The sequence below is a fragment of the Mesobacillus stamsii genome (assembly GCF_030814065.1).
Lineage (GTDB): Bacteria > Bacillota > Bacilli > Bacillales > Cytobacillaceae > Mesobacillus > Mesobacillus stamsii.
The window spans coordinates 1-23,541 of sequence record NZ_JAUSUN010000024.1; the positions used below are offsets into that span (position 1 = coordinate 1).

The 23,541-nt window shown below is 39.3% G+C and carries 24 protein-coding genes; 19 read left to right on the forward strand and 5 right to left on the reverse strand.

Translation table 11 applies throughout. The features are described from left to right. Positions 1 to 144 precede the first annotated feature (144 nt). Positions 145 to 459 carry a helix-turn-helix domain-containing protein gene (locus tag J2S25_RS15625; protein WP_128721458.1) on the reverse strand — a complete coding sequence of 105 codons (315 nt, stop codon included), beginning with the start codon at positions 457 to 459 and terminating at the stop codon, positions 145 to 147. 295 nt (positions 460 to 754) lie between these two features. Between J2S25_RS15625 and J2S25_RS15630 the strand changes: the two genes are divergently transcribed. The 12 genes from J2S25_RS15630 to J2S25_RS15685 all read left to right on the forward strand — a co-directional run bounded on the left by J2S25_RS15630 (position 755) and on the right by J2S25_RS15685 (position 13,021). Next, complete coding sequence (locus J2S25_RS15630) at positions 755 to 970, forward strand: hypothetical protein (protein ID WP_044392610.1); 216 nt, start codon at positions 755 to 757, stop codon at positions 968 to 970. Between the two features lie 15 nt (positions 971 to 985). After that, positions 986 to 1,363, forward strand: coding sequence for a hypothetical protein (locus tag J2S25_RS15635; protein WP_044392612.1), 378 nt, complete (start codon positions 986 to 988; stop codon positions 1,361 to 1,363). Between the two features lie 119 nt (positions 1,364 to 1,482). Next, on the forward strand, positions 1,483 to 1,674 hold the full coding sequence (locus J2S25_RS15640) for a hypothetical protein (protein ID WP_044392614.1): 192 nt from the start codon (positions 1,483 to 1,485) through the stop codon (positions 1,672 to 1,674). A gap of 163 nt (positions 1,675 to 1,837) precedes the next feature. Beyond that, complete coding sequence (locus J2S25_RS15645) at positions 1,838 to 2,047, forward strand: hypothetical protein (protein WP_044392616.1); 210 nt, start codon at positions 1,838 to 1,840, stop codon at positions 2,045 to 2,047. Positions 2,048 to 2,126: 79 nt separating this feature from the next. After that, positions 2,127 to 2,684 carry a hypothetical protein gene (locus J2S25_RS15650; RefSeq protein ID WP_044392617.1) on the forward strand — a complete coding sequence of 186 codons (558 nt, stop codon included), beginning with the start codon at positions 2,127 to 2,129 and terminating at the stop codon, positions 2,682 to 2,684. Between the two features lie 666 nt (positions 2,685 to 3,350). Then, on the forward strand, positions 3,351 to 9,125 hold the full coding sequence (locus tag J2S25_RS15655; protein WP_307192346.1) for a DNRLRE domain-containing protein: 5,775 nt from the start codon (positions 3,351 to 3,353) through the stop codon (positions 9,123 to 9,125). A 16-nt stretch (positions 9,126 to 9,141) separates the two neighbouring features. After that, positions 9,142 to 9,393 carry a hypothetical protein gene (locus J2S25_RS15660; RefSeq protein ID WP_044392618.1) on the forward strand — a complete coding sequence of 84 codons (252 nt, stop codon included), beginning with the start codon at positions 9,142 to 9,144 and terminating at the stop codon, positions 9,391 to 9,393. A gap of 634 nt (positions 9,394 to 10,027) precedes the next feature. After that, positions 10,028 to 10,369 carry a DUF7878 domain-containing protein gene (locus J2S25_RS15665; RefSeq protein ID WP_439117505.1) on the forward strand — a complete coding sequence of 114 codons (342 nt, stop codon included), beginning with the start codon at positions 10,028 to 10,030 and terminating at the stop codon, positions 10,367 to 10,369. 256 nt (positions 10,370 to 10,625) lie between these two features. After that, positions 10,626 to 11,036: an RDD family protein gene (locus J2S25_RS15670; protein WP_044392623.1), complete on the forward strand. Its 411-nt coding sequence runs from the start codon at positions 10,626 to 10,628 to the stop codon at positions 11,034 to 11,036. 53 nt (positions 11,037 to 11,089) lie between these two features. After that, complete coding sequence (locus tag J2S25_RS15675) at positions 11,090 to 12,097, forward strand: hypothetical protein (protein ID WP_307192347.1); 1,008 nt, start codon at positions 11,090 to 11,092, stop codon at positions 12,095 to 12,097. Beyond that, on the forward strand, positions 12,042 to 12,605 hold the full coding sequence (locus tag J2S25_RS15680; RefSeq protein WP_307192348.1) for a hypothetical protein: 564 nt from the start codon (positions 12,042 to 12,044) through the stop codon (positions 12,603 to 12,605). The genes J2S25_RS15675 and J2S25_RS15680 overlap by 56 nt, the downstream gene beginning before the upstream one ends. 53 nt (positions 12,606 to 12,658) lie before the next feature. After that, positions 12,659 to 13,021 carry a response regulator gene (locus tag J2S25_RS15685; protein ID WP_307192349.1) on the forward strand — a complete coding sequence of 121 codons (363 nt, stop codon included), beginning with the start codon at positions 12,659 to 12,661 and terminating at the stop codon, positions 13,019 to 13,021. Between the two features lie 80 nt (positions 13,022 to 13,101). Here the strand turns inward: J2S25_RS15685 and J2S25_RS15690 are convergent, their stop codons facing one another. Both J2S25_RS15690 and J2S25_RS15695 read right to left on the reverse strand, forming a co-directional pair. Continuing rightward, positions 13,102 to 13,386, reverse strand: coding sequence for a hypothetical protein (locus J2S25_RS15690; protein ID WP_307192350.1), 285 nt, complete (start codon positions 13,384 to 13,386; stop codon positions 13,102 to 13,104). After that, positions 13,352 to 13,540, reverse strand: a complete 189-nt coding sequence (locus tag J2S25_RS15695) for a helix-turn-helix domain-containing protein (protein WP_307192351.1) — start codon at positions 13,538 to 13,540, stop codon at positions 13,352 to 13,354. Before J2S25_RS15695 ends, J2S25_RS15690 begins: the two co-directional genes overlap by 35 nt. Positions 13,541 to 13,947: 407 nt before the next feature. On the opposite strand from J2S25_RS15695, the gene J2S25_RS15700 reads away from it, so the two are divergent. The 5 genes from J2S25_RS15700 to J2S25_RS15720 all read left to right on the forward strand — a co-directional run bounded on the left by J2S25_RS15700 (position 13,948) and on the right by J2S25_RS15720 (position 18,546). Beyond that, the gene (locus J2S25_RS15700; RefSeq protein WP_044392632.1) at positions 13,948 to 15,111 is read left to right on the forward strand and encodes an ABC transporter substrate-binding protein; all 1,164 of its coding nucleotides are present in this window, start codon (positions 13,948 to 13,950) and stop codon (positions 15,109 to 15,111) included. A 105-nt stretch (positions 15,112 to 15,216) separates the two neighbouring features. Then, on the forward strand, positions 15,217 to 16,095 hold the full coding sequence (locus tag J2S25_RS15705; RefSeq protein ID WP_044392633.1) for a branched-chain amino acid ABC transporter permease: 879 nt from the start codon (positions 15,217 to 15,219) through the stop codon (positions 16,093 to 16,095). Between the two features lie 15 nt (positions 16,096 to 16,110). After that, complete coding sequence (locus J2S25_RS15710; protein ID WP_044392634.1) at positions 16,111 to 17,085, forward strand: branched-chain amino acid ABC transporter permease; 975 nt, start codon at positions 16,111 to 16,113, stop codon at positions 17,083 to 17,085. Next, complete coding sequence (locus J2S25_RS15715; RefSeq protein WP_307192352.1) at positions 17,060 to 17,839, forward strand: ABC transporter ATP-binding protein; 780 nt, start codon at positions 17,060 to 17,062, stop codon at positions 17,837 to 17,839. The genes J2S25_RS15710 and J2S25_RS15715 overlap by 26 nt, the downstream gene beginning before the upstream one ends. After that, the gene (locus J2S25_RS15720; protein ID WP_044392636.1) at positions 17,839 to 18,546 is read left to right on the forward strand and encodes an ABC transporter ATP-binding protein; all 708 of its coding nucleotides are present in this window, start codon (positions 17,839 to 17,841) and stop codon (positions 18,544 to 18,546) included. The genes J2S25_RS15715 and J2S25_RS15720 overlap by 1 nt, the downstream gene beginning before the upstream one ends. A 54-nt stretch (positions 18,547 to 18,600) precedes the next feature. Here J2S25_RS15720 and J2S25_RS15725 read toward each other — a convergent pair whose 3' ends face one another. Further along, entirely contained in the window at positions 18,601 to 20,127 is a 1,527-nt protein-coding gene (locus J2S25_RS15725; RefSeq protein ID WP_044392637.1) for a solute symporter family protein, read from the reverse strand. Further along, entirely contained in the window at positions 20,124 to 20,462 is a 339-nt protein-coding gene (locus J2S25_RS15730) for a DUF485 domain-containing protein (protein WP_128721515.1), read from the reverse strand. The genes J2S25_RS15725 and J2S25_RS15730 overlap by 4 nt, the downstream gene beginning before the upstream one ends. A 1,409-nt stretch (positions 20,463 to 21,871) precedes the next feature. On the opposite strand from J2S25_RS15730, the gene J2S25_RS15735 reads away from it, so the two are divergent. Beyond that, positions 21,872 to 22,072, forward strand: a complete 201-nt coding sequence (locus J2S25_RS15735; RefSeq protein ID WP_041967029.1) for a cold-shock protein — start codon at positions 21,872 to 21,874, stop codon at positions 22,070 to 22,072. 205 nt (positions 22,073 to 22,277) lie between these two features. Beyond that, the gene (locus tag J2S25_RS15740) at positions 22,278 to 23,513 is read left to right on the forward strand and encodes an ATP-binding protein (protein WP_307192353.1); all 1,236 of its coding nucleotides are present in this window, start codon (positions 22,278 to 22,280) and stop codon (positions 23,511 to 23,513) included. Positions 23,514 to 23,541: the final 28 nt, after the last annotated feature.

Below are 23,541 nucleotides of genomic sequence, written 5' to 3' on the forward strand. Positions count from 1 at the left end.
AAAAAGTATACAATGCAGGGACTTCTTGATGAATTTGACATCATTGAGTGTTTTGAACAACCAGGTGCTCAGATCCGCATAGGAGAAGTAACTAAACGTCAAAAGGCACTATACGAGAATATCGGCATTTCGCCACCAACCTCGTTACAGTAGCTTCGGGAATGCAGGATAAATGCGTACCGTACTTTCTCCCACCTCTAGATCCTTATATCTTTCCATCAGCCAGTCATGGACTTGTGCAGCTGACATATCAGGATTCTCACTTAACCACGTTTGAATAAGCATTTCATAAGGATCCAGCTTTTTAACTCTTGTTTTGGTTGACGCCATCCATCCACTCATTTCCTCTGGAGATTTTTCAAGATATTTATAAACAGTTGTTCTTGAAATACCTAGCTTTCTAGCAATTCTCCTAATTTTAAATCCTTGTTGTTTTAATTGATAAATTTCCATATACATGTTCCACTTTTCCACCTTTACGTTCCCCCATTGCTGATCAAGTCTACAAATCTATCATATTATACAGCAATAAAGGGATTTTTTTTAACTAATAGGGAGGAGTGATGCGAGCATTGAAATGGGTGCCGCCCCTCCCCCGGGGCGGCACCCATTTCAATGCCAATCCCCATAAATAACTGGTAAAAAAGTGTTCATTTTTATCTAGCAATAATGGTCTATTTTAGTTTAGCATTCACACAGGTCTATGTATTATCTAACGGATGATGATGAATAAAGGGATAAGGAGGATTTAAGAATGAGTAAGGAATTAGTGCAAGAAAAGGAATTTGATATTACCGAATTAGTTGAGGTTTTATCACTTGAAGATGAACTGGAAATGGACAATGATATCCGAGAATGGTTACATACACCAATTGTTCAATTAAAGGAATATGGATTCAGTGAACCAGACAGCCAGGAAGAGTATATCGCTATGTTACAGGACTTATCAAGTTATTTAATGGAGAGATAAGGGGGGAAGGGAATTATGGGTTTTTATATTGAAGCACGAAATAAAAAGAATGAGGTTTTTGCAAAGAAATCGTTTCAGGTCTGGAATCCAAATGTAGAACATCTTTATGTGCCATTGGGTTTGGCTAATCCTTATGGCGAAGATTTTAGTGGGAGAGGGGAAGAAATCACAGTCTCTTATCAAACGCTACAACAAGCCTACAAGGAAGTGGAGGGCCCAACATTTTATAGTGAAGCTAAGAGAGAACTGTTGCATCCTGCTGTCTTAATCTTTTCGGGGTTGCATCCAATGCAACTTGATGCCGACCGAGAAAAGGAGATGTTGCTTCGTTTTCTTTCTTGCTGTATAGAAACTGCCGAGAAAGAGGGAATAATCACTTTATACTTGGGGTAACAGTTAATTCTGATGATACAAAACGCTCCGAACCGATATGAGAAATTATACGATTTTTAAGTTAAACAAAATATTGACCATATTTTGGGGACTGAAGGAGAGTGAAGACGTGAGGGATTTTGAAACTTGCAAAAGGAGACATAGAAGACACACCTGCTCAGGAAATAATAACAGATTCTAAGATTTTATCGAGGGACCTAAAAAAGTTGTTGATTGAATATATAGAGGAACAGGAGAAGGCAGGAAGTAAGGATAGAGTGAATAATGGGGCAATACTTGCAAATGGGAATTTGTTATCAAATGAAAGTTGATAAAAAGATGATAAGTTAGGAAAAGTTAAGGGGAAAAAGATTAAGTTAAAAGAGTTACACAACAACAAGAGTATACATGCCGTTTCCAAAAGTGAAAAAAATGCCCACTCTACCCCTTTGCTTAGAGAAATTCCGGAAAATTGGAAAGGTAAGGTGAAGTAGAATGTTGAGAAAAATAGGGTTACTAGTACTTTTTACTATTTTAATAAATAAGCCTGATATTACTCTAGCTCACGATGGTAGTTTGCCTCTGGGTACCCCTGATTTTCATATTGCACCCGGATTCGGTGATACTGAGACAATAATAGATTATGATAATGGTGTAAGAGGGGTTCAACATAATTTTTATTGGGCAGAGGCAACAGTCTTATAATGCATATCAGACTGCTGATGAGGGATTAGCATCGTTTTGGAACGGAGTTAGTACCGGTCCTTATGGGGGACCTGCAGGAATGGAAATTGATACTTCTTTTTATGGTTATGATAAAACTTCATTACCATCTTATGGCGGATATACACACTATGTATTCTCGTATGGACCTAAATCTGAGTCCCAATCTAGTGTAGGTACTTACTGGGGTTCAGATATGCCATATGCTTATATTGATACAACTGCAAGTGACAACCCAGAAGAACCATCCATTGGCATTGGTTCAGGTTATTGGGCTATTGCAAGTGCGGGCTACTATTATTCGTGGGCAATGGGGAAAGATACAAGCTCATCAACTTTTAAAGTAGTGGATTATGATGATTTTAAAGTGCAAATCTCTAGAACACACAGACATTTAGAATCATTCTCTGTTGGAGGGAAGTGTATAGCAGGATCATACACTGACCCATGGTGCAGGTTTGCAGATGGTAATACTGACGGTTATATTGCGCCGGTAAAGCCTTGGTCGGGATTAACACCAGGTTTTGAGTTATGGTTAGAACCTACAGAATCTAATCTTTACCATAAAGGAAATCCGGTTGTTAACGCCAGGCAAAATTTTGGTAGGTCATACTATTAAACTCGCTGCTTTCTTTGAAGAGCAACTATTCGTATAATACAAATTAACGCTTTAATAAAAACAGTTATAAAATGTCCAAAGCCTTGGTATATATGAGTTTGGGCATTTTTTTAATTATACCATTATTTGCGTTAAGAAGGATTAACGCTTATTTTATGAATTAACGCACAATTGGAAGGAGTTGTAATTGTATATAGCATATGTCTACTATTAATCCAAGACGGGCACTTTCCATAACGATATCAAGCATTTAGAGTTCACATACAACGCCAACGGACCTGTTAACGAAAAAGACCTTCTAACGGTAAGATGTATGAACATTACATATGTATATGATGCAGATGACAAGCTAAATAAAAAGCGACTCTAGGCAAAAAGAATTTACACGTATAACAAAAATGGCAATCTCCTACTGCTATGTGTTATTGTTGGTTACCAAGTTTCCTATTATCGAAATCGGCAAAAAGAACTGTTCTCTCGGATTTGTATACCAAACTTCGGACTTTAAAAAGAATACGGGAGTTTTTGGTATATAAATAAAAGTCTCCGAGAAAGGTAGAGGGTTTTTACCATTATTTAAACAATATCCATTTTTAAATAGCCTAGGTATAATTATCTGGACTATCCGGATAGTACACACATTGAGAGAGGAAGAAAAAACAGAATATGTCTTCATCATTCAAGTCCTTTTATCGCTATTTTGCGATAATTATTTCATTATGCCTTGTGATTAGTTTAGTAGGGCCAAATTTTGCAAAAGCAGCACCAGCTGAAGCGAAAAGGACTCCTATAAAGGAAAAACTAATCGCAGAAATTGGGGAAATGCCAAATAAGCTGCCTAAAGAAAAAATGGAGTTAACAAATAAACGCACTGCCTACTCAACAAGGTATTTAAATCCTGACGGAAGTTTTACCGAAGAGATCTTTATGGAACAACAGTTTTATCAAGATCTTTCAGATAAAAAGTGGAAAAAGATCGATAATAAACTCAAAAGCAGTACAAAAAAAACGGAAAAATTCGAAAACACCGCAAATGATCAAAAGACATGGTTTACGAAAGAAACTGGAAACGGAGAACTTGTTACAGTTGAAATGAAAGATAAAAGTGTTGGCTTCGTTCCAGTGAAAGCTAAAAAAGTACAGGGAACAGTTAAAGAAAATGAAATTAGCTATAAAGGGATTTTCGATAATGTTGATGTTCGTTACCGTGTACAAGGCAACGCTGTAAAAGAAGATATTATTCTCAATCTATATCAAAACGAAAACACATTCAGTTTTGAGTTGAAGATGAAAGGTGTTACACCTCATAAAGAAAAAAACGGCACAATCGTTTTCAAAGATTTAAAGGGGAAAACAGTATGGTTCTTTGAAAATCCTTATATGACGGATGCAAAAGACAAATATTCTGAAAAAGTTTCCCTGAATCTGCGTGAAGAAAACGGGAAAATGTTTGTCGATGTTGTTGCCGATCAGTCGTTTTTGAAAGATCCAGAAACACAATATCCTGTTACAATTGATCCAACGATCAACAGCTGGGATCTATTGCGTGACAACTTTATTGCAAGCAGTTTCCCCGATTCTATTTTTTCTAGTAATACTTATATGCATACAGGATATAACATTTATTTCGGCACAACTCGGGCTTTAGTTGAATTTTATTTACCGAGTTTACCAAGCGATAGCAAAATTTCGAGCGCGAATTTCAATGCGTACCAAACAAAATCTGATGCAACGAATACAGCAATTGATTTGTATAGAGTAACGAGTGATTGGTCCTCTTCTGTTACTTGGAATACTCAACCAACAATTGGCACCAAAGTGGAGGGTTCTACCACAAACAACACGTCTAATGCTTACTGGCAATGGGATATTACTCAACTTGTTAAAGACTGGTATAACGGGGACCAGGCGAACTACGGTTTCATGTTAAAACAACAGAATGAAACCACTTCACCTTATCGTACGTTTAACAGTCTTAACAGTGGTAATAATACTCCTCGTCTAACGGTTAATTATACGGTTGATCCTATAGGACAAGAAGAATTTTGGGGCGTCACTGAAGAGGGTATCAATCCTGCGAATGGCAACTTGTTTATTTCCGGCACAGATATTTCAACACCAGGACGCGGTCCTGAAGCATCGATTACAAGATCCTACAACAGTCGTAAATCCTGGTATGCAGGAATGTTCGGTTATGGATGGATCACCAATCTTGAAGCTCGCCTTGTTGATGCTGGAAAAGGACCTATTACATTAATTGATGGTGATAATACCCGTCATATTTTTGGTCAAGCTATAGGCGGCGGTTATGATACACCGGGAGGCCTTTATTTAACTCTTGCAAAGAATCAAGATGGAACATATACGATTACGGAAAAGGATGGAACTAAGGTTCACTTTAATACAAGTGGCAAAATCAGTTCAATTGTTGATACAAACAGCAATAAGTTGAATCTCATATATGACACTGGTGGTAAGTTAACTGTAATTAAAGATGCGTCCGGACGGTCAACTACAATTGCGTATGGAACCAATGGGTTTGTATCTAGTGTAACAGATCCAGCAAACCGTACAACAACCTATAACTATGATACCGCAGGTAATTTGACTAAAATTTCAGATCCTGCCGGTAATTCAACAATCTTAAGTTATGATACCGATCATAATATAACATCAACTACCGATGCTCGTTCTATTACAACGACAGTTAATTATGACATGTCTGATCGTGCCCAAAGCGTTAGCCGACGAATCACGATCAGTGGTGTACAAGAAACAAGTACTACAACCTTCTCATATAATTCTATGGTCACTTCTGTGACAGATGGGGAAGGAAAACGAGTGGATTACTCTTATAATCCAAATGGTAACATTACCAAAATTACTGAAAATCCTTTAGATATCCAAAATAATGCTGTTACTCAGTTTTGTTATGATGATTTTAACAATTTAACCAAAGTGATTGATGCTAATTTATATAAAGCTGATTCAGGAAATACATGTGACGCAACTACAGCAAAGCCTGCATATGTTTATTCCTATGACGAGAACGGAAATCTAACTGGTGCTCAGCTGCCTGGAACATCAGATAACCCTGCAACTCCAGGAGCTCCGGTGAATGAAACATACTCTTATGACGCTGCTAATAATCTAGTGGAAGAGCAGGACTATAACAAAAATATCGATAATATTGATTATGATAGTAAAAATAATCCAACTGAATCCATTGATCCATATCAACAGAGTGTGTCACAACGTTACTTTGCGAATGGGAATATGCAATATGTTACACACCCAATGTCTGTTACGGATAATCAATTGTTTAATGCCAGCTTTGAAATGGACGAAAATGCCGATAACTGGCCGGACAAATGGACAAAATTCATGAAAGATGGAACAACAGCCAATTTTGGTTGGTCAACTACTAAAAAGTTTGGCAAGAAAGCAATTAGCATTTCTAATCCAACTGGCTGGGCGATTGTAAGCTCTGAAAAGATTAAATATGTTGCAGGTGATCAGTACATTGCCAGTGCATTTATCAAAACTGAAAATACGACTAATACAGCGTTAATTAAAATTGAATACTTGGATGCTCAAGGTACGCCACTTGAACCAACGACATTCTCATACGGTTTAAAGGGAACTCATGATTGGACAAGAGTCCAAGCTGTATTAAGCGATGTACCAAGCAAAACTGACACAATTCGTGTTTCAGTTGGTATGAATCCTGGTAGTGGAACAGCATATTTTGATGGAGTTCAATTAGAAAAAGGGTCTGTGCTTGGTGCTTATAACCTTGTTGAGAATTCAAGTTTTGAGCAGCTTGATACGAATGGAAAACCTTACCTTTGGGTAGGAAGCAATCTTTCCACTAATGATGGTCTGGATAATACGGAAGCTTACGTGGGAAAATACTCGTATAAATTAACCGGTGAAGCTGGAATAAATAAATCTATTAAGCAATCGATTCCGATTTCCGGTGATCAAAATACCCGATTAACCTTGTCAGGATGGTCCAAACAAGTTGGGGTAGACCCTAACGGGGGTTACTATAACTTACAAGTAGCGATTAACTACACAGATGGCACAGTTGGTTGGAATAATGCGAATGACTTCAATACAACTGCAGCTGACTGGCAACATGTCTCAGCTGAGGTAAAACCAACTAAAGCGTTCAACTCAATCGATGTCCATTATTACTACTGGAATCAGAAGGGTACCGCATGGTTCGATGCGATGAGATTGGAAACCGGTGCATCTCATACATCTAACACGTATGATGCAAGTGAAAACTATGTTACCAGCATTAAAAACCCACTGGGAGATACTGTTTCTTATCAGTATGATGCGGTTGGAAATCAGACCGCTGTAACGGATGGGAAAGGTCAAAAAACATCTTATGAATTTGACTCCAGGGATTTGTTAACCAAAGTGACGCAGGCAAACCTTGGTGTCACTCAATATGGTTATGATGCTACTGGTAATCGAACGACTGTTACTGATACTAAAAACAATCTTACTAAGTATGAGTACAACGAGTTTGACGAAGTTTCTCAAATTATTAACCCATTAAATCAAGTGACCAAGTTTGAATACAATAAAAATGGGGATCAGACTCAAGTAACATATCCAAACGGGAGCACGGTTTCTAATACATTTAACGCTTTTAATCGTTTAGAAAAGGTTCTTTACAATGGTGTCGAGAAATGGCGCTATGGATATGATGCTAATGGAAACATTACGTCCGTAACCGATGCAGCAGGAAAAACAACAACTTACACCTACGACAAGAATAAAAAGATAACGGAAAAGGCAGAAGGTACATCTAATAAGATTGCTTACAGCTATGACGATAATGGAAATACAACTGCTTTAACTGCAACAGTCGGTACAAATCAGTTTACGAATGAATTTACCTATAATAAACTTGACCAGTTAATCGCTATGTCTCGTAGTAATTCCAATATTGTACGCTTTGTTTATGATGAGCGCGGGAATGTAATTTCCGAAAAGCGCGCAAACGGGACGTACTCTTCTTATGAGTATGAAAGCAACAACCGTCTTCAGTCGGTAATCAATTACAATGCAACTGGTGGGGTTATCGATAAGTTTATCTATACGTATGATGCTAATGGGAACTGGACGGGTGTCACTACAAATGATGGAAATCTTTCTTATCAGTACGATACGTTAAACCGATTAACAAAAGAGATCCTAAAAGATGGAACGATAATTTCTTATGAGTATGATTCAGTTGGTAACCGTATAAAGAAAGTTGAGACAAAAAGAACAACATCTACTACTACGTCTTACACTTACGATGGTGCTAATCAGTTAACGAACAATAATGGTAAAGTACAAACATATGATGCAAATGGAAACCTGACGAATAACGGTGACAAAACATTTATTTACAACGAAGAAAATCGCCTCGTCGAGGTGAAAGATAAAAATGGTGCTTCCATTGCAACTTTTACCTATGATGATCAAGGCCGCCGTAAGAGCATAACCACTTCTGGTGGAACCGTTCACTTCTATTATGATGGGGATAAAGTTATTTACGAAACAGATGGAAATAATAACATCCTTATAGAATATACGTGGGATCAGGAAGGTAACCCCGTCACAATGACAAAAGGCGGTAAAACGTATTATTACCACTTAAATGGCCACGGTGATGTCATTGCTTTAACAGATACAAGTGGAAATACCGTTGCTGAGTATAATTATGATGCATGGGGTAATATCCTGTCACAAACAGGAACAATGGCAACTTCCAATCCTTATCGTTATGCGAGTTATCGATATGATGAGTCTTCTGGTTTATACTATTTAAACGCTCGCTATTATGATACGGATACAGGCCGTTTCATTACGAGAGATACTTTCCATGGATTTGAGGATGATCCAAAGTCGTTAAACCAATATGCTTATGCTCATGGGAATCCAGTTCGTTACGTGGACCATGATGGTAATTGGGTTTGGTTAGTGTTTAATGCGGCGATGGCGACGTATGATGGTTATATGGCATATAAAAAAGCTTATGCACAGGGAAAAAGAGGTTACAAACTAGCATCAGCAGTTGCGTGGGCTGTTGCAGGGAATTTTATTAAAGTAGGGAAAATATCAAAATTCCTAAGCCTGATTAAGTTTTCTAAAAGTATAACAGCTTTTAAAAATTTTAATTCACACTTTGATAAGCATGTTATCAAACAAAAGGAATTTGGGAAAATATCAAAGCAACAATATTTAGATAGAGCAAGAAATTTAGCTAATGCTAAAGGTGATAACAAAAATGTATTTGTCAGAGTGCTTTCTGGTGGTAGAACTGCAAAATATAAAAAATCTACAAATGAACTAGTAATAATTCATGATGGTAAATATATTGGAACATTGTTCAAACCAAGTAGAGGTTGGAATTATTTTAAGGGTCTAAAGTAATTTAGAGGTGATAGAAATGTACGAATGTCCAGTTTGTGGATTTAATAAGTTGGAAGAACCTATGTATCTTGACACTGGAGAACCGATGTTTGTTATATGTCATTGCTGTGGATTTCAATCTGGCTATGACGATGATGATCAGGGATTTTCCTTTCAGGCCTTTCGGAATAAGTGGATAGAAGAAGGTTACCCTTGGTTTAACCCTAAGAAAAAACCAAAATGCTGGGATATTAATAAACAACTTGAAAAAATAAAAGATTTTAAATAATTCTAGCTGAAACCTTGAAGTCCCTTCTTCAAGGTTTCAGTGTCTTGACTGCAATTTTCAATATATGAAGGCTAGTAGTCTGTACTATTTAATGGCTCGTTATTACAATTCAGATACAGGACGTTTCATCTCGAGAGATACATTCCATGGATTTGAAGATGATCATGTTTCTTGGGCAGTAGCAGATAACTTTATTAAAGTCGGAAAGATTTCCAAGTATCTAAAATTAGTTAATGGTAGCGTTATAAAGAAAGCGTCTAAAGCTGAATATAAAAGCAGCTAAAAAAGTCGGAAGCTTTACAGTTAAGAGTAAGCATTTTATCAAATACAGGAGGCAAATGGAGAAAATTTAATACGTCTAGCCAAAGAGAAGCAAGAAGAATAATTTCTGTTGCACTCAAATCGCGTAATGCACAATTTTCACCTAATAACCAGCCTAATTCTTATGTAGTCATTACTAATATGGGACGGAAAATTGGAACAAATAGGTGAAACGAGAGTTAAAGTTTTATAGGAGTTGACGGAAAAGTATGGACAGCCTATCCGATAAAATAAAATTTAAATTTAAGATCTATTTGAATAATAAAATCGAAGAAGAATTGATTCTTAATCGAAATTATAAGTAATATCCGAAATAGAGGGTCTATTTCAAATTTTAGTTAATGAACGATTGTTTTTTAATGAACAATATATTTTGTTGCTAGAGTTGGGTATTGCTTTAAAGAAATGGCTTCAAAAAATAAAATTAAACGATATTGAAAGTTTTGAATATATTACAATGGATGATGATGAAGGTCCCCTTTTAGAATTCATTTATACAAACAATGGTTGGGGAATTTATTCAAGATGGCAAGAATTTGAGTTTCAGAAGAGTATCCCTATTGAAATACTAATTGAGGCTATAGAGTACTTCTTAAGTGACTTACAAGAGCAGTTGTTAAGTGCATATAACCTTAGACTTACAGATTATCTTTAATAAGATTTAAGTATACAAAATAATCGATTAGTTGCAGGAAGTAAGTTATGCACCTAATCGATTGTATAAATAATTTTGAGATTAACTTGTCCTTCACAGTATATAGTCGGAAAAGAAGAACACTTAACAGTTATGAAAAAGTGGCATGATTATGGGTTATATATTAGGAAAAGCTAACTTTCTTTTTCCTATAAGTAATTGTAAAATAAAACAGTAAAATATGGACGAATAATATTAGAAAGGTAGAATAAACAACATGAATGAACATAAAGCAGCAGGATTTTGGATTCGATTAGGATCAATTATTATTGACGGATTATTACTTATACCACTTTATCTTCTTTGTATGTTAATAGGTGTATCTGACATCGCCACAGAAATATTTGTAAATAGCATTAATTTTTTATATTATCTCATTATCCCTGTGATATGGTCAGGTTTTACAGTTGGTAAAAGAGTAGTAGGGATTAAAATTGTTCGTACAGATGGTAAAAAGGTTGGAATTGGTACAACATTGAAAAGATACATTTTAGCTTCGCTTGTTTATGTTGTAACACTTGGAATTGCATTCATTATCAGTGCATTTATGGTAGGATTACGAAAAGATAAACGATCTATACATGATCTAATTGCAGGAACTCAAGTAATCTATACGTCTAAAAATTAAAACAGTCTTGAATATTACAAAGAGCTACCTTACTAATGTAGCTCTTTTCCCGATTGTGGCATTTGCGGGGCTGCCGTACAGAAGGCGAAATTAGGTTCAAAACAAATCAAATTTCGAATCCGTCCACAGCTGTAGCCGTCGAAAGTGACCGGGTTGCCTATGATCCGAAAAAGAAGTATGTAGTCAGCGGATATATCAAAACCACCAACACAAATTCAAATGCCAAGCTTGTGATCACCGGCGGCAACGCAAGCGGACAGACGACCCAGACGGTAAGCAGCGCCATGCTGAAAGGGACAACCGGCGTGGAAAGGATGCACTTTGTCATCAACCCGGAAGATCTTCCGGTCGATACAACCTTCATGACGCTAAAGGCGTATGTCAATGCCGGAAATGGAGATTACTTCTTTGACGGCCTACAAATTGAGGAGGAGTATTACGGGGCGTTTAACCTAATCGAAAACAGCAATTTTGAATTTGATTCGGAAAACAATGGAGTGCCTGACGGCTGGTACTTACCAGGAACCCTAACATTTTCCGATGGAGTAGATTCTACTACAGCTTATACAGGAGCCAAATCCATCGAGTTGACCGGACAGCGTGGAGTGGACAAGTTTATTCGCCAGGAACTGAAAGTGAATGGTACAGCCGGAAAGGATATTACCGTATCCGGGTTTTCAAAAGTTGATGCTCCTACTGCTTCTGCAGGTCTTTATCAGATGAATGTAGCTATTAATTATACAGATGGTACTATTCAATGGGTAAACGGTGATTTTGATAAGAGTAAATCTCATGATTGGCAACACGTTTCCTTAAGATTTGCGACTTCGAAGGATTTTAAATCGTTAACGATATATTATCAGTCTAAAGATCAGACTGGAACTGATTGGTTCGATGCAGCCAAAGCCCAAATTGGATCCATTCGTTCAAAATTGACCTACGATTCTCTAGGAAACTACGTTATCAACAGTACAGATCCGAATGGCAACAATGTATGGAAAATATATGATTCTATTGGGAACCTCACCAGAAACGGTTGGGGGAGTTACTCGACGATATGAACATGATGCCAATGACAACCTGACAAAGGTAACCGATGAATATGACCGCTTGACAACGTATGAATACGACCAGTCCGGAAACCATACCGGAACCAAAAATGCAAATGGGCAAAAGATAACGTCTACCTATAACGAAAGAGATGATATCACATCTTTGACTCATGCCTTGGGCCGTTCCATTTTCTATGAGTACGACCTAACGGAAAACAAAACAAAAACTATTTCTCCAAACGGGAGTGCAATTGAACACAGGTATGATAATGTCAACCGAAAAACTGCCACTTTCCATAACGGAGTGAAGCGTTATGAGTTTTCCTATGATGCCAATGGCAACCCTATTAGTGAAAAGAATCTTCTAACAGGTGTTACTACTAACTATGAATATGATGCGGATGAAAGAATAACTGAAAGAAGTGATTCGAGCGGAAAGAAGCTATCTTATGTTTACGACAAAAACGATAACCCTATCACAAGCACGTACTTTTCTGGAATAAAAATATCTCGGTAAACCGTATTTTTGATAAAAATGACAAAATTTCAAGTATAACTAGTGATGGATATATGTCATCCACTTTCACTTTTACTGAAAATGATCAAAATAAAAATGGTACATTTACCCTTTTCGATCATGACGGTACGGGCAATCTTTTCATTAGGGAACTTGTCGCAATCTATTTAAAAAAAGAGGGTTATACAGTTCTTGAAGCAAACGATGGTGTAGAAGCTGTGAATATTTTATCTGAATGCACCATTCATCTGTGTATCATTGATGTTATGATGCCAAATAAAGTAAAAGAAGTGCCTGAAAAACATCGTGAAGGTTTTAAATTAACCAAGGGAACAAAGTATGTATGTAGTTTGCATAATGTGTCTTATGTCTTGGGTTTGACTCCACGAAATTGTGGACTCGACAATTCTGCTTAGTCCTCCATCTCACTCGCCAAGTTTGCGAGTCAATGCAGCCAACTTTGGACGTATTAAAAAAACGCCCACCGGAATGAACGTTATTGCTGCGTTATTTTTTCGATTTCTGATTCTACTTTGAAAACTCGCTTGTTAAGGGCCTGAACGTCATAGTCTTTATCCTCAAGTTTGCCGTTGATCTGTTTAATCAGGGCCGTGATATCTTCCGGCTGGTCGGCTTCCATTCGCACTAGCGTTTGCTCGATGCTTTCTAGGCGGTTATCTACCGTGTTGAAGCGTGCTTCCATTTTCTTTTCTAGTTGTTCCTGCCCGTGTTTCACCCCTTTAATTTCAGATAGAATTTGCTTCAAGATTTCCTCGTTCATCGTGTTCATCCTCCCCTTCTTGTATGTACTGTACAATTTCTTCGATGGAGCATTGGAAATGGCTGCATACACGCTCGATCACGTCCATTGATACATTCTCCCCTTTTCCCATTTTAGCAATTTTGGAGGGAGAAAACTTCAGTGTTTTTCGCATTCTTCTTTTGTCAGGTTCTTATCAATCAATTGTTTCCAGAGGCCATTATAAGAAAATGGCATGTCCTATCATCATTATTCACATTGTAAGACATAATCTATTATTTCTCAAAGGTTTTCTATCACAAGGAGTTGATGAATTTCCTTATTTTACCTTAAAACTTGTTTTTTGATTAAGTGGTAATCTCCGCCTTTCTTCCATTGTAAGTTTATTAGAAGTGCAGATTGGTTGTATAAAAAATGGAAGGAAATAATATTTTTATTTCCCCTTTTTTGCGACGAGGGGAAAAGAGATGCTTGTAAAAAATATTTTAGTACTAGACGAAACATACTAGAATAATGTACAATTTGTGTGAATATTAGTTTTATTGACAAAATTGTGATATCAAGTTTTTAGGGGGAAAAGAAATGAGAAAAAGAAGATTGGCTGGGATTTTTCTTTCGTTTTCGTTAATAGCCGGGGCACTGGCTGGCTGTGGCGGGACACAGAGCAGCGGAGGGTCGAGCGACACGATTAAAGTCGGCGCAAACATTGAACTCTCTGGCGGGGTGGCATCTTATGGACAATCCATTTCAGAAGGCCTAGAACTCGCTCTGGAAGAAATCAATAAAGACGGGATTGACGGCAAAAAAATTGAGCTTGTAAAAGTAGATAACAAATCAGATGCTGCAGAAGCAACCAACGGCGCTATCAAGCTGGTTAACCAGGATAAGGTAGTGGCCATCATAGGTGCAGCTACTTCAACAAATACCCTTGCCCAGGTGCAAGTTGCCCAGGATAACAAAGTTCCGCTTATTACTCCAACTGGAACAAATCCTGATATCACGAATAAAGACGGCAAGCTCAATGATTATGTGTTCAGGACTTGCTTCATTGACCCGTTCCAGGGGACAGTAGCAGCGAATTTTGCAGAAAAAGACTTGGGATCGAAAAAAGCTGCTATATTCATTGACAGTGCAAGTGATTACTCAAAAGGGCTTGCAGCTTCATTCAAAAAAGCATACAAGGGAGAAATTGTGGCTGAGGAAGCTTATGTGGCTAAGGATACAGATTTCAGCGCTACTTTGACTCGAATCAAATCAGCAAATCCGGATTTCATCTTCCTGCCGGGTTACTATGAAGAAGTTGGTTTAATCATTAAGCAGGCTCGTGAACTTGGAATTGATGTTCCTTTCATGGGTGGAGATGGCTGGGATTCTCCTAAGCTGATAGAAATCGCTGGAGGAGAGGCTCTTAATAACACATATATTACCAATCACTATTCGTCTGGAGACAAATCAGAGAATATTCAGAAATTTGTAGAAGCATTCAAAGGCAAGTACGATGGCAAGAGCCCGGACGCCTTTGCAGCGCTTGGCTATGACACAGCTTACTATCTTGCAGATGCAATTAAGCGCGCGGGAAGCACTGACCCGGCAAAGATCCAAGCGGCATTAGAGGAAACACAAGATCTTCAATTAGTTTCCGGAAAACTTACATTAGATAAAAACCATGACCCTATTAAATCTGCTGCCATTCTTGTTTATGAAGATGGCCAGCAAAACTTCAAAACAAACGTGGCTCCTGAATAAGCAGGAGATGGAAAAGGGGGGCTGTCGATGTCCTCCTTTTCTTACTTATTTTAGCCCCATTTTAAAAAAACACTGAATTGAAAATGCATTCAAGGGGAGTTCATTATGGAACTTGTACAGCAATTGGTGAATGGAATTTCGTTGGGTAGCATTTATGCCTTGATTGCCTTGGGCTATACAATGGTTTATGGCATCGTAAAATTAATTAATTTTGCACATGGAGACGTTTTTATGGTAGGGGCCTTTGTGGGCTTCTATGCTATTAAAATATTGGAATTATCCTTTTTCCCAGCACTGTTAATATCCATGGCAGCTTGCGCTTTGTTCGGAATGCTCATCGAACGTGTTGCATATAAGCCTCTGCGGAATGCAACTCGCATAGCGGCGTTGATCACAGCAATTGGAGTATCGCTGCTGATTGAGTATGGCGTCATTTATGCACGAGGTGCGCAACCAGAAGCATATCCAGGAGATGTGCTGCCAAAAGAAACGATTGACATTTTTGGTTTATCTATTTCGAGCCAATCTCTATTTATTCTTGGTGTATCTGTAGCACTTATGGTTATTCTCCAATTTATCGTTCATAAGACAAAAATCGGTAAGGCGATGCGCGCAGTCTCCTATGATGCAGAGGCAGCCAAGCTAATGGGGATAAATGTTGATAATACAATTTCGGCAACATTTGCGATTGGTTCTGCACTTGCAGGTGCAGCTGGCGTTATTTTCGGTACTTACTATATTAAAATTGAACCGCTAATGGGAATTATCCCTGGATTGAAGGCTTTTGTCGCCGCAGTTCTTGGCGGGATCGGCATCATTCCTGGAGCGATGGTCGGCGGCCTGCTGCTTGGGGTCATCGAGGCGCTTGTTTCAGCATTTGGTTATTCATTATGGCGTGATGGAGTTGCCTTTATCGTCCTTATCCTTATTTTGATTTTCCGTCCGTCTGGTTTGTTCGGGAAAAACATAAAAGAGAAAGTGTAAAGGGGAGGACTAGGTATGAAACTTTTCAAGCAATCAAAAAGCTTCTGGTTCTTTATCCTGCTGTCTCTGGCCGCGTTCGGAATCATACAAGCATTGATAATCACAGGTATGCTAAATGGTTTCTATGTAAATACAATTATATTTGTTGCGATCAACATTATCCTTGCCGTCAGCTTGCACCTTATTATAGGGATTACGGGCCAATTTTCAATAGGCCATGCCGGGTTCTTAGCTGTCGGAGCCTACGCATCAGCTATCATTACGATGAAGCTGCAGCTTCCTTTTGCTGCCGCGATCATAGTAGCGGGGCTAACGGCTGCATTTACAGGACTTCTCATTGGTATTCCGAGCTTGCGCCTGAAGGGGGATTATCTTGCGATTGCTACATTAGGATTCGGCGAAATTGTCCGGATTGTGCTTCTTAATGTCGACTATGTCGGCGGGGCAAGCGGCATGCAAGTTTCGCATTTAACCACATGGGGTTGGGCGTTTACCTGTATGCTAATTGCGATTATCGTCATTGTCAACTTCACTAATTCAACTCATGGCCGGGCCTGTATTTCCATAAGGGAAGATGAAACAGCTGCCGATGCAATGGGAATCAATACAACTCTTTATAAAGTAGTTGCATTTGCGATCGGTGCTTTCTTTGCAGGGATAGCTGGGGCGCTCTATGCCCACAATTTTTACATTATTCAGCCATCCAATTTCGGCTTTCTAAAATCATTTGATATCCTGATTTTCGTCGTACTCGGCGGGCTTGGAAGCCTTTCGGGTTCTGTCATTGCTGCAATCCTGCTCACAATTATTTCAACATTCTTGCAGGAATATCCTGAGACGAGGATGATCATTTATAGCCTTGTGCTGATCGTTACGATGCTGTACAGGCCACAAGGTTTAATGGGAACACGTGAAATTACTTCCCTGTTTAAGAAGCGAAAGGCAGCTGAAGGAGGAACACAAGATGACTCAAAGCACACCGTTGCTTAAAGTAGATAATGCCGGAATCAGGTTTGGCGGCCTGAGAGCAGTGGCCGATGTCAATGTTGAACTGTTCCAAGGAGAGCTTGTCGGTCTCATTGGCCCGAACGGTGCTGGGAAAACCACTTTCTTCAACCTTCTCACAGGAGTTTATGTACCAACAGAAGGGAGCATTCTTCTGAACGGAGAAAAGCTTCATAACCTGGCACCGTATAGAATAACAAGGAAAGGCATCAGCCGAACATTTCAGAATATCCGCCTATTTGGGGAGTTATCCGTGATTGATAATGTAAAAGTGGCATACCATTCCCTTGCAAAGCATTCTATCCTAAGTTCGATCTTCCGATTGCCGTCTCATTTTTCCGGTGAAAAAGAGATGGATGATAAAGCGGTAGACTTCCTTAAAATTTTTGGGCTTGACCGTTATAAGGATGAAAAAGCGAATAACCTCCCATATGGGCAGCAACGGCGTTTGGAGATTGCCCGGGCTCTCGCTGCGAATCCCAAATTGCTGCTGCTGGATGAGCCGGCGGCAGGGATGAATCCCCAGGAAACAAAAGAACTGATGAACCTTATTGCGCTAATCCGCGAAAAGTTTGATTTGACAGTTTTGCTGATTGAACACGATATGGGACTTGTTATGGGAGTATGCGAACGGATATATGTATTGGATCACGGCCAGTTGATTGCCAACGGTACACCTGAAGAAATTAGGAATAATCCGAAGGTGATCGAAGCGTACCTGGGGGAGGAGGTTTCATAATGCTGAAGGTAGAAGGAATCAATGTTTATTATGGAAATATACAAGCTTTGAAAGGGGTATCCCTGGAAATTAATCAAGGGGAAATCGTTACTTTGATTGGAGCAAATGGTGCAGGTAAAAGCACGCTGCTCAAAACCATTTCAGGGCTTTTAAAACCTAAGCAGGGGCAGATCATTTATGAAGGCCAATCGATTGCCGGAAAGGCAGCACAATCGATCGTAAAAATGGGAATCTCTCATGTGCCGGAGGGCCGCCGAGTTTTTGCTAATATGACCGTTGAGGAAAATCTCGATTTAGGGGCATACCTTAGAAAAGATAAGGAAGGAATAAAAGAGGATTTTGGCAGAGTGTTTGAGCTTTTTCCAAGGCTTATGGAACGCCGAAAACAGTTAGCGGGCACCCTGTCAGGCGGTGAACAGCAAATGCTGGCTATGGGGCGCGCCTTGATGGCGCGACCAAGGCTGCTAGTACTCGATGAGCCGTCAATGGGCCTTGCACCATTGCTTGTGAAAACGATTTTTAGAATCATCGAGGAAATCAATGCAACCGGAACAACAATCCTGCTTGTCGAGCAAAACGCCCATATGGCCCTGTCGATCGCCAACAGAGCCTATGTCATCGAAACCGGCCGCGTTGTCCTATCTGGCACGCCAGATGAATTAAATGCAAGCGAACAAATTAAAATGGCCTATCTGGGAGGCCATTAATTAAGAAAACCGTTCCTAATTAGGGAACGGTTTTTTGCTTGCTCTTTTTTGTGATTAAAGACCTGTATTTGCTTTTACCAGAATTTCATCATATTTCTTAGCATCCTCTTTTTTAGTGGACAGAACCGTTCCAAGATAAGCGCTGAGAAAGCCTAGAGGAATGGAAATGATTCCAGGATTGGTCAGGCTGATCAGTGGATCACCGACAAGGATGGCTGCACCTGCTTCTGGTGACCAGACATTCGGACTGATTGCCACGAGGAACAGGGAACTTATCAGTCCAACCAACATTCCGGTAATAGCCCCAGTGGTGTTAAAGCGCTTCCAAAAAATTGTGAAGATAAGAACAGGCAAGTTTGCACTCGCAGCAACTGCGAAGGCCAATGCGACAAGAAAAGCCACATTTAGCTTCTGGGCAAATAAGGCAAGGATGATAGATAGGACTGCAACTCCAACGGATGCGAGTTTTGCTGCAACCATCTGCTCTCTTTCGGTAGCTTGCCCTCGGCGCATGATATGTCCATAAAAGTCATGGGCAAAGGCGGAGGCAGCTGAAAGGACAAGGCCGGCAACTACTGCAAGAATCGTAGCGAATGCTACAGCCGAAATAAACGCAAACAGGAAATCGCCTCCGAGCGCTTGTGCAAGCAGAGGAGCAGCCATATTGCCAGCTGCATTTGCGGCGACAATATTATCGTATCCAACGAAAGCTGCTGCGCCAAAGCCGAGGAAAACGGTCATAACATAAAATACTCCGATGATCCAGGTTGCATACACAACTGATTTTCGTGCAGTCACCGCGTCTTTTACAGTAAAGAAACGGATCAGAATATGCGGCAGGCCTGCAGTACCGAGAATAAGTGCCAGATTCAAGGAAATGGTATCCAAAGGACTTGTGAACTTGTTCCCAGGATTAAGAAAGCTATCTCCAAGCGGTGTAGCCGTTTTCATTTCATTGAACATATTAAGGACACTGAAGTCAAATTTCGCAAAGACGATAATCGAAATAATGAATGTGCCGATCATTAGCAGACCGGCTTTTACGATCTGTACCCAGCTGGTGGCGGTCATTCCGCCAAACACAACATAAACAGTCATTAGCGCACCGACAATCAACACAGAATACAGATAATCGATCCCCAATAATAATTTAATAAGTGCACCTGCCCCAACTAACTGTGCAATCATATAAAAAATAGAGATAGTAATGGTATTTAAAGCTGCCACACCACGAATTTTTTTATCATCAAAACGAGCAGCAATCATATCAGCCATTGTATACTTTCCTAAGTTTCTGAGTGGCTCAGCGATCAGATAAAGGACTACCAGATAAGCAACAAGAAAGCCGATACTGTAAAAGAAGCCATCAAAACCAGACAGGGCAATCATCCCAGCTATACCAAGGAAAGATGCAGCAGACATGTAATCGCCTGCGATAGCAAGACCGTTTTGAAAACCAGTCAAACTGCTGTCAGCGGTATAAAAATCGCTTGTAGTCTTAGTACGCTTCGAAGCGAAATAAGTAATGACAAGAGTGAGTCCAACGATTAAAAGAAACAAGGTAAATGCCAATGTATTCAAGAAAGATTCCCCCTGGCGTACTTGCTTTTTATTTCTTCGACAATTTCATCAAATTTAGCGGCACGTTTTGTATAAATGATGCACAAAGACCATGTCATGATAAATTGAGCAAATGCAAATACCCAAGCCCAGCTAATCGCACCAAAAGCAGGTGTATTTAAAACGGTAGAGTAAGCGGTCAGAATAGGAAGCGTAAAGTAAAATGCTAAAAAAAATAAAGAAAACGGCAGCAAAAAGTTTCTTTTTTCCTTTAGCAGCTGCTGGAATTTTTCAGACTGGACAATCGCTGAGTAATCAATGGAGTTTTCCATCTTCGTCGTTTGTTTTTTTATCATTGGCGCATTCGTAGTCATTCCTTTTCCCTCCCTAAATTAGTGAATAATAAATAATGAATCTCCCATTCCTCCTCCTGTATTCATAGTATGTATATTATTATAAATATATCTGAAAAATTTGTAAATTTAAAATATGCATAATTAAATAATTTTCTGTCTATTTATTCTGTCGCAGAAGAAAAGAGATGAGTTGTCCGAACTAATTAAGCTAGTAAAAGAACACCTGCTGAGAAACTCTTACAGCTTGTCCAGCTGGGTGTGAACGATTACTTGTACACAGATAAACTCGACACAGAATGGAAGGGGCTACAGGCTGATCGCAGATATCAACGGTTGTGGCGGTTTTATCGACGGTTAGAGAGAAAATATCAACGGTTGTGGCGGTTTTATCGACGGTTAGAGGGAATTTATCGACGGTTGGAGTGGTTTCATCACCAGTTCACATGTTGGTAATGCCAATTGACATTACAATATACCAGTTATTTCAAAATATAATAGTAGTTGGGATTTAAGCTGGATTAATTTTTAAAAAGGTTGGGGCCTTTCTGCCGAAAATTTAAAATCGGGGTTGGTCATGTTCGTGCTCGGTAAACGAGAAGGAACGAAAAAATAAGCTACTCTAAAAAGAAGGGCAGGACGGAGATCTTGGAAGGACATCTGAAAAAGTGCAAAAATAAATAGGAGAAAAGCGGTCAGAAAAGAGAAGCACAAGAAACATAACTTTTGGGACTTTGTTTTAGCTAAAGCAGGGGAATTTGGCATACTCGATCTGGCAAAGTTTTTAGAAGAAGAACGGGACGCGGTATATGGAGCAGTCCAGGAAGGATCCAAATGTTTTCGGAGGAACCAACGCCTAATTAGGACAGGTTGTGTGGAGAACATATAAATGATGTAAAGATGGTCGATAAGGTTTGCGTTTGTTTATCAGTTAGTATAAAGTAAAAAAAAGCGTGCTCGCCTTGGCACACTTTTCAATACCTAGATTTTTAATAATTCTTCCTCAAAATAGAAGGTGGCCGGATACTCTTTAACTGTGTATGAGTATCTTTTCATGTTTTTTACATATTGAGATTTCATAATAGTCACTTTTTCACCGGTTTCTTTGATACTGACAGATTGACCAGACTTATAAAGGTTGCTTGCGCTTTTCAATTAGCCACGCCCTTTCATATTCACCTTATTATATCACATTTTTAACGTTCCCATTTGTAAATAACAGCTGTTTTTTGGTTTTTACAAATTTCCTAATTCCCTTAATACTTGCACTTCGCTTCCTGGTCTGTTATTATTAAGGAGGATTATTTTTGTTCGGTATGCAAGGAAAGAACATGCACTGCTTGATTCGCCTGGATTAACTGAAACAAGAATAGTAACAAATTGTGTGGATATCACACTAGGAGGCAACAAAAATGGAAAACGGTAAAGTAAAATGGTTCAACGCAGAAAAAGGTTTCGGATTCATCGAGCGTGAAGGTGGAGAGGACGTTTTCGTACACTTCTCAGCTATCCAAGGCGAAGGCTTCAAGTCTCTTGAAGAAGGCCAAGAAGTATCTTTCGACGTTGAGCAAGGTGCTCGTGGACCTCAAGCAGCTAACGTTACAAAATTATAATAACGGATTAGCCCATACAAACAAGCCCTGATCTGATCAGGGCTTGTTTTTTTGGTGCGCGTCTTGTTGTAGCTGGAATAATTAGTTAGCAGTGGGATTCCATCTAATTTGGAGGGATTTCAGAATTTTCCGTTGATCAATCGTCCTATCCGGTAGATAATAGTACTAGGCAATTTTTCATAATCATAGAATCCCGGGGGATAAAATGATAGATTTCATAAAAGATTTGATTTTGCATTTTTTGATGATGCTTTCACTTGGCTTCATGTACAATTTTTTGTGGATGCAAAAGCGTTCGGATTATAAGAAACAAATCTTTAAAATGGCAATCCTTGTGACGCTGCTCGTGACAATGGCATTGCCTGTCAAATTCCAAGAAGGCATGGAGTTTGATTTCAAGCTGATACCTATCTTTATCGCTTTCTTCTATTTAGGCAAGAAGGATGGACTTCTCCTGATAGCGGCACTATTGCTATTGCAAAGCCTGATGGACATCGACGGACTGCTTGTTTTAACCATCAACTACGGGATCATCTTCCTTTTGTTTTTTGCGTTGGAAAAGACTTATAATAAATCGACGGTCAGCAGGAAAATCATTCTAGGTATTTTTGTCTATAGTTTAATAACCCCTACAAGGCTTGCTGCATTGATCAAATCTGGCCATGCCGATGCCTGGATGTATTTACTCGTCTTTTCACTTGTTTCCTTCCTTGCTTTATCGTTTATCATTTATATCATGGAAATGACCAACTTACAGCTTAAGCTGATGCATGATCTACATAAGGCAGAAAAATTCTCGGCCATCAGTCAGCTGGCTGCATCCGTCGCCCATGAAATCCGCAATCCAATGACGACAATCAGAGGCTTCATGCAAGTTTTGCAGGGAGATAGGAACCTGAGTGACGATCAGAATCTTTTCATTTCCATTTCTCTCCAAGAGCTTGACAGGACCCAGACAATCATCAATAACTTTTTGGCGCTGGCCAAACCAAATACAGGGTCCATGAATCCAATCGACCTAAGCACCATTTTGAAAGAAACGACCGCGTTCATGAGGTCCTATTCTCATCTCAGAAACACAGAGCTGGTAGAAGCAATTGATAATAGTCTTTGCATTAAAGGGGATGCCCATGAAATCAGGCAGGTATTTGTCAATATCCTGAAAAATGGGATTGAGGCAATGCCTTCAGGAGGCAGTATTTATATCATTGCTAAGGTTGATAAGGGTTATGTAAGGATCCAATTTCGGGACGAGGGCATTGGCATGACAAAGGAACAGCTCGCCCGGCTCGGTCATCCATACTACTCAACAAAGGAAAAAGGTACTGGCCTCGGGATGATGATTTCCTATGATATCATCCAAAGAATGAGGGGCAAAATCAAGGTCGAGAGTGAAGAAGGAAAGGGGACAATTTTTATGATCTTGCTGCCCTGCGGCTGAGATTTCCGTCACAATTCCCCCAAATTAT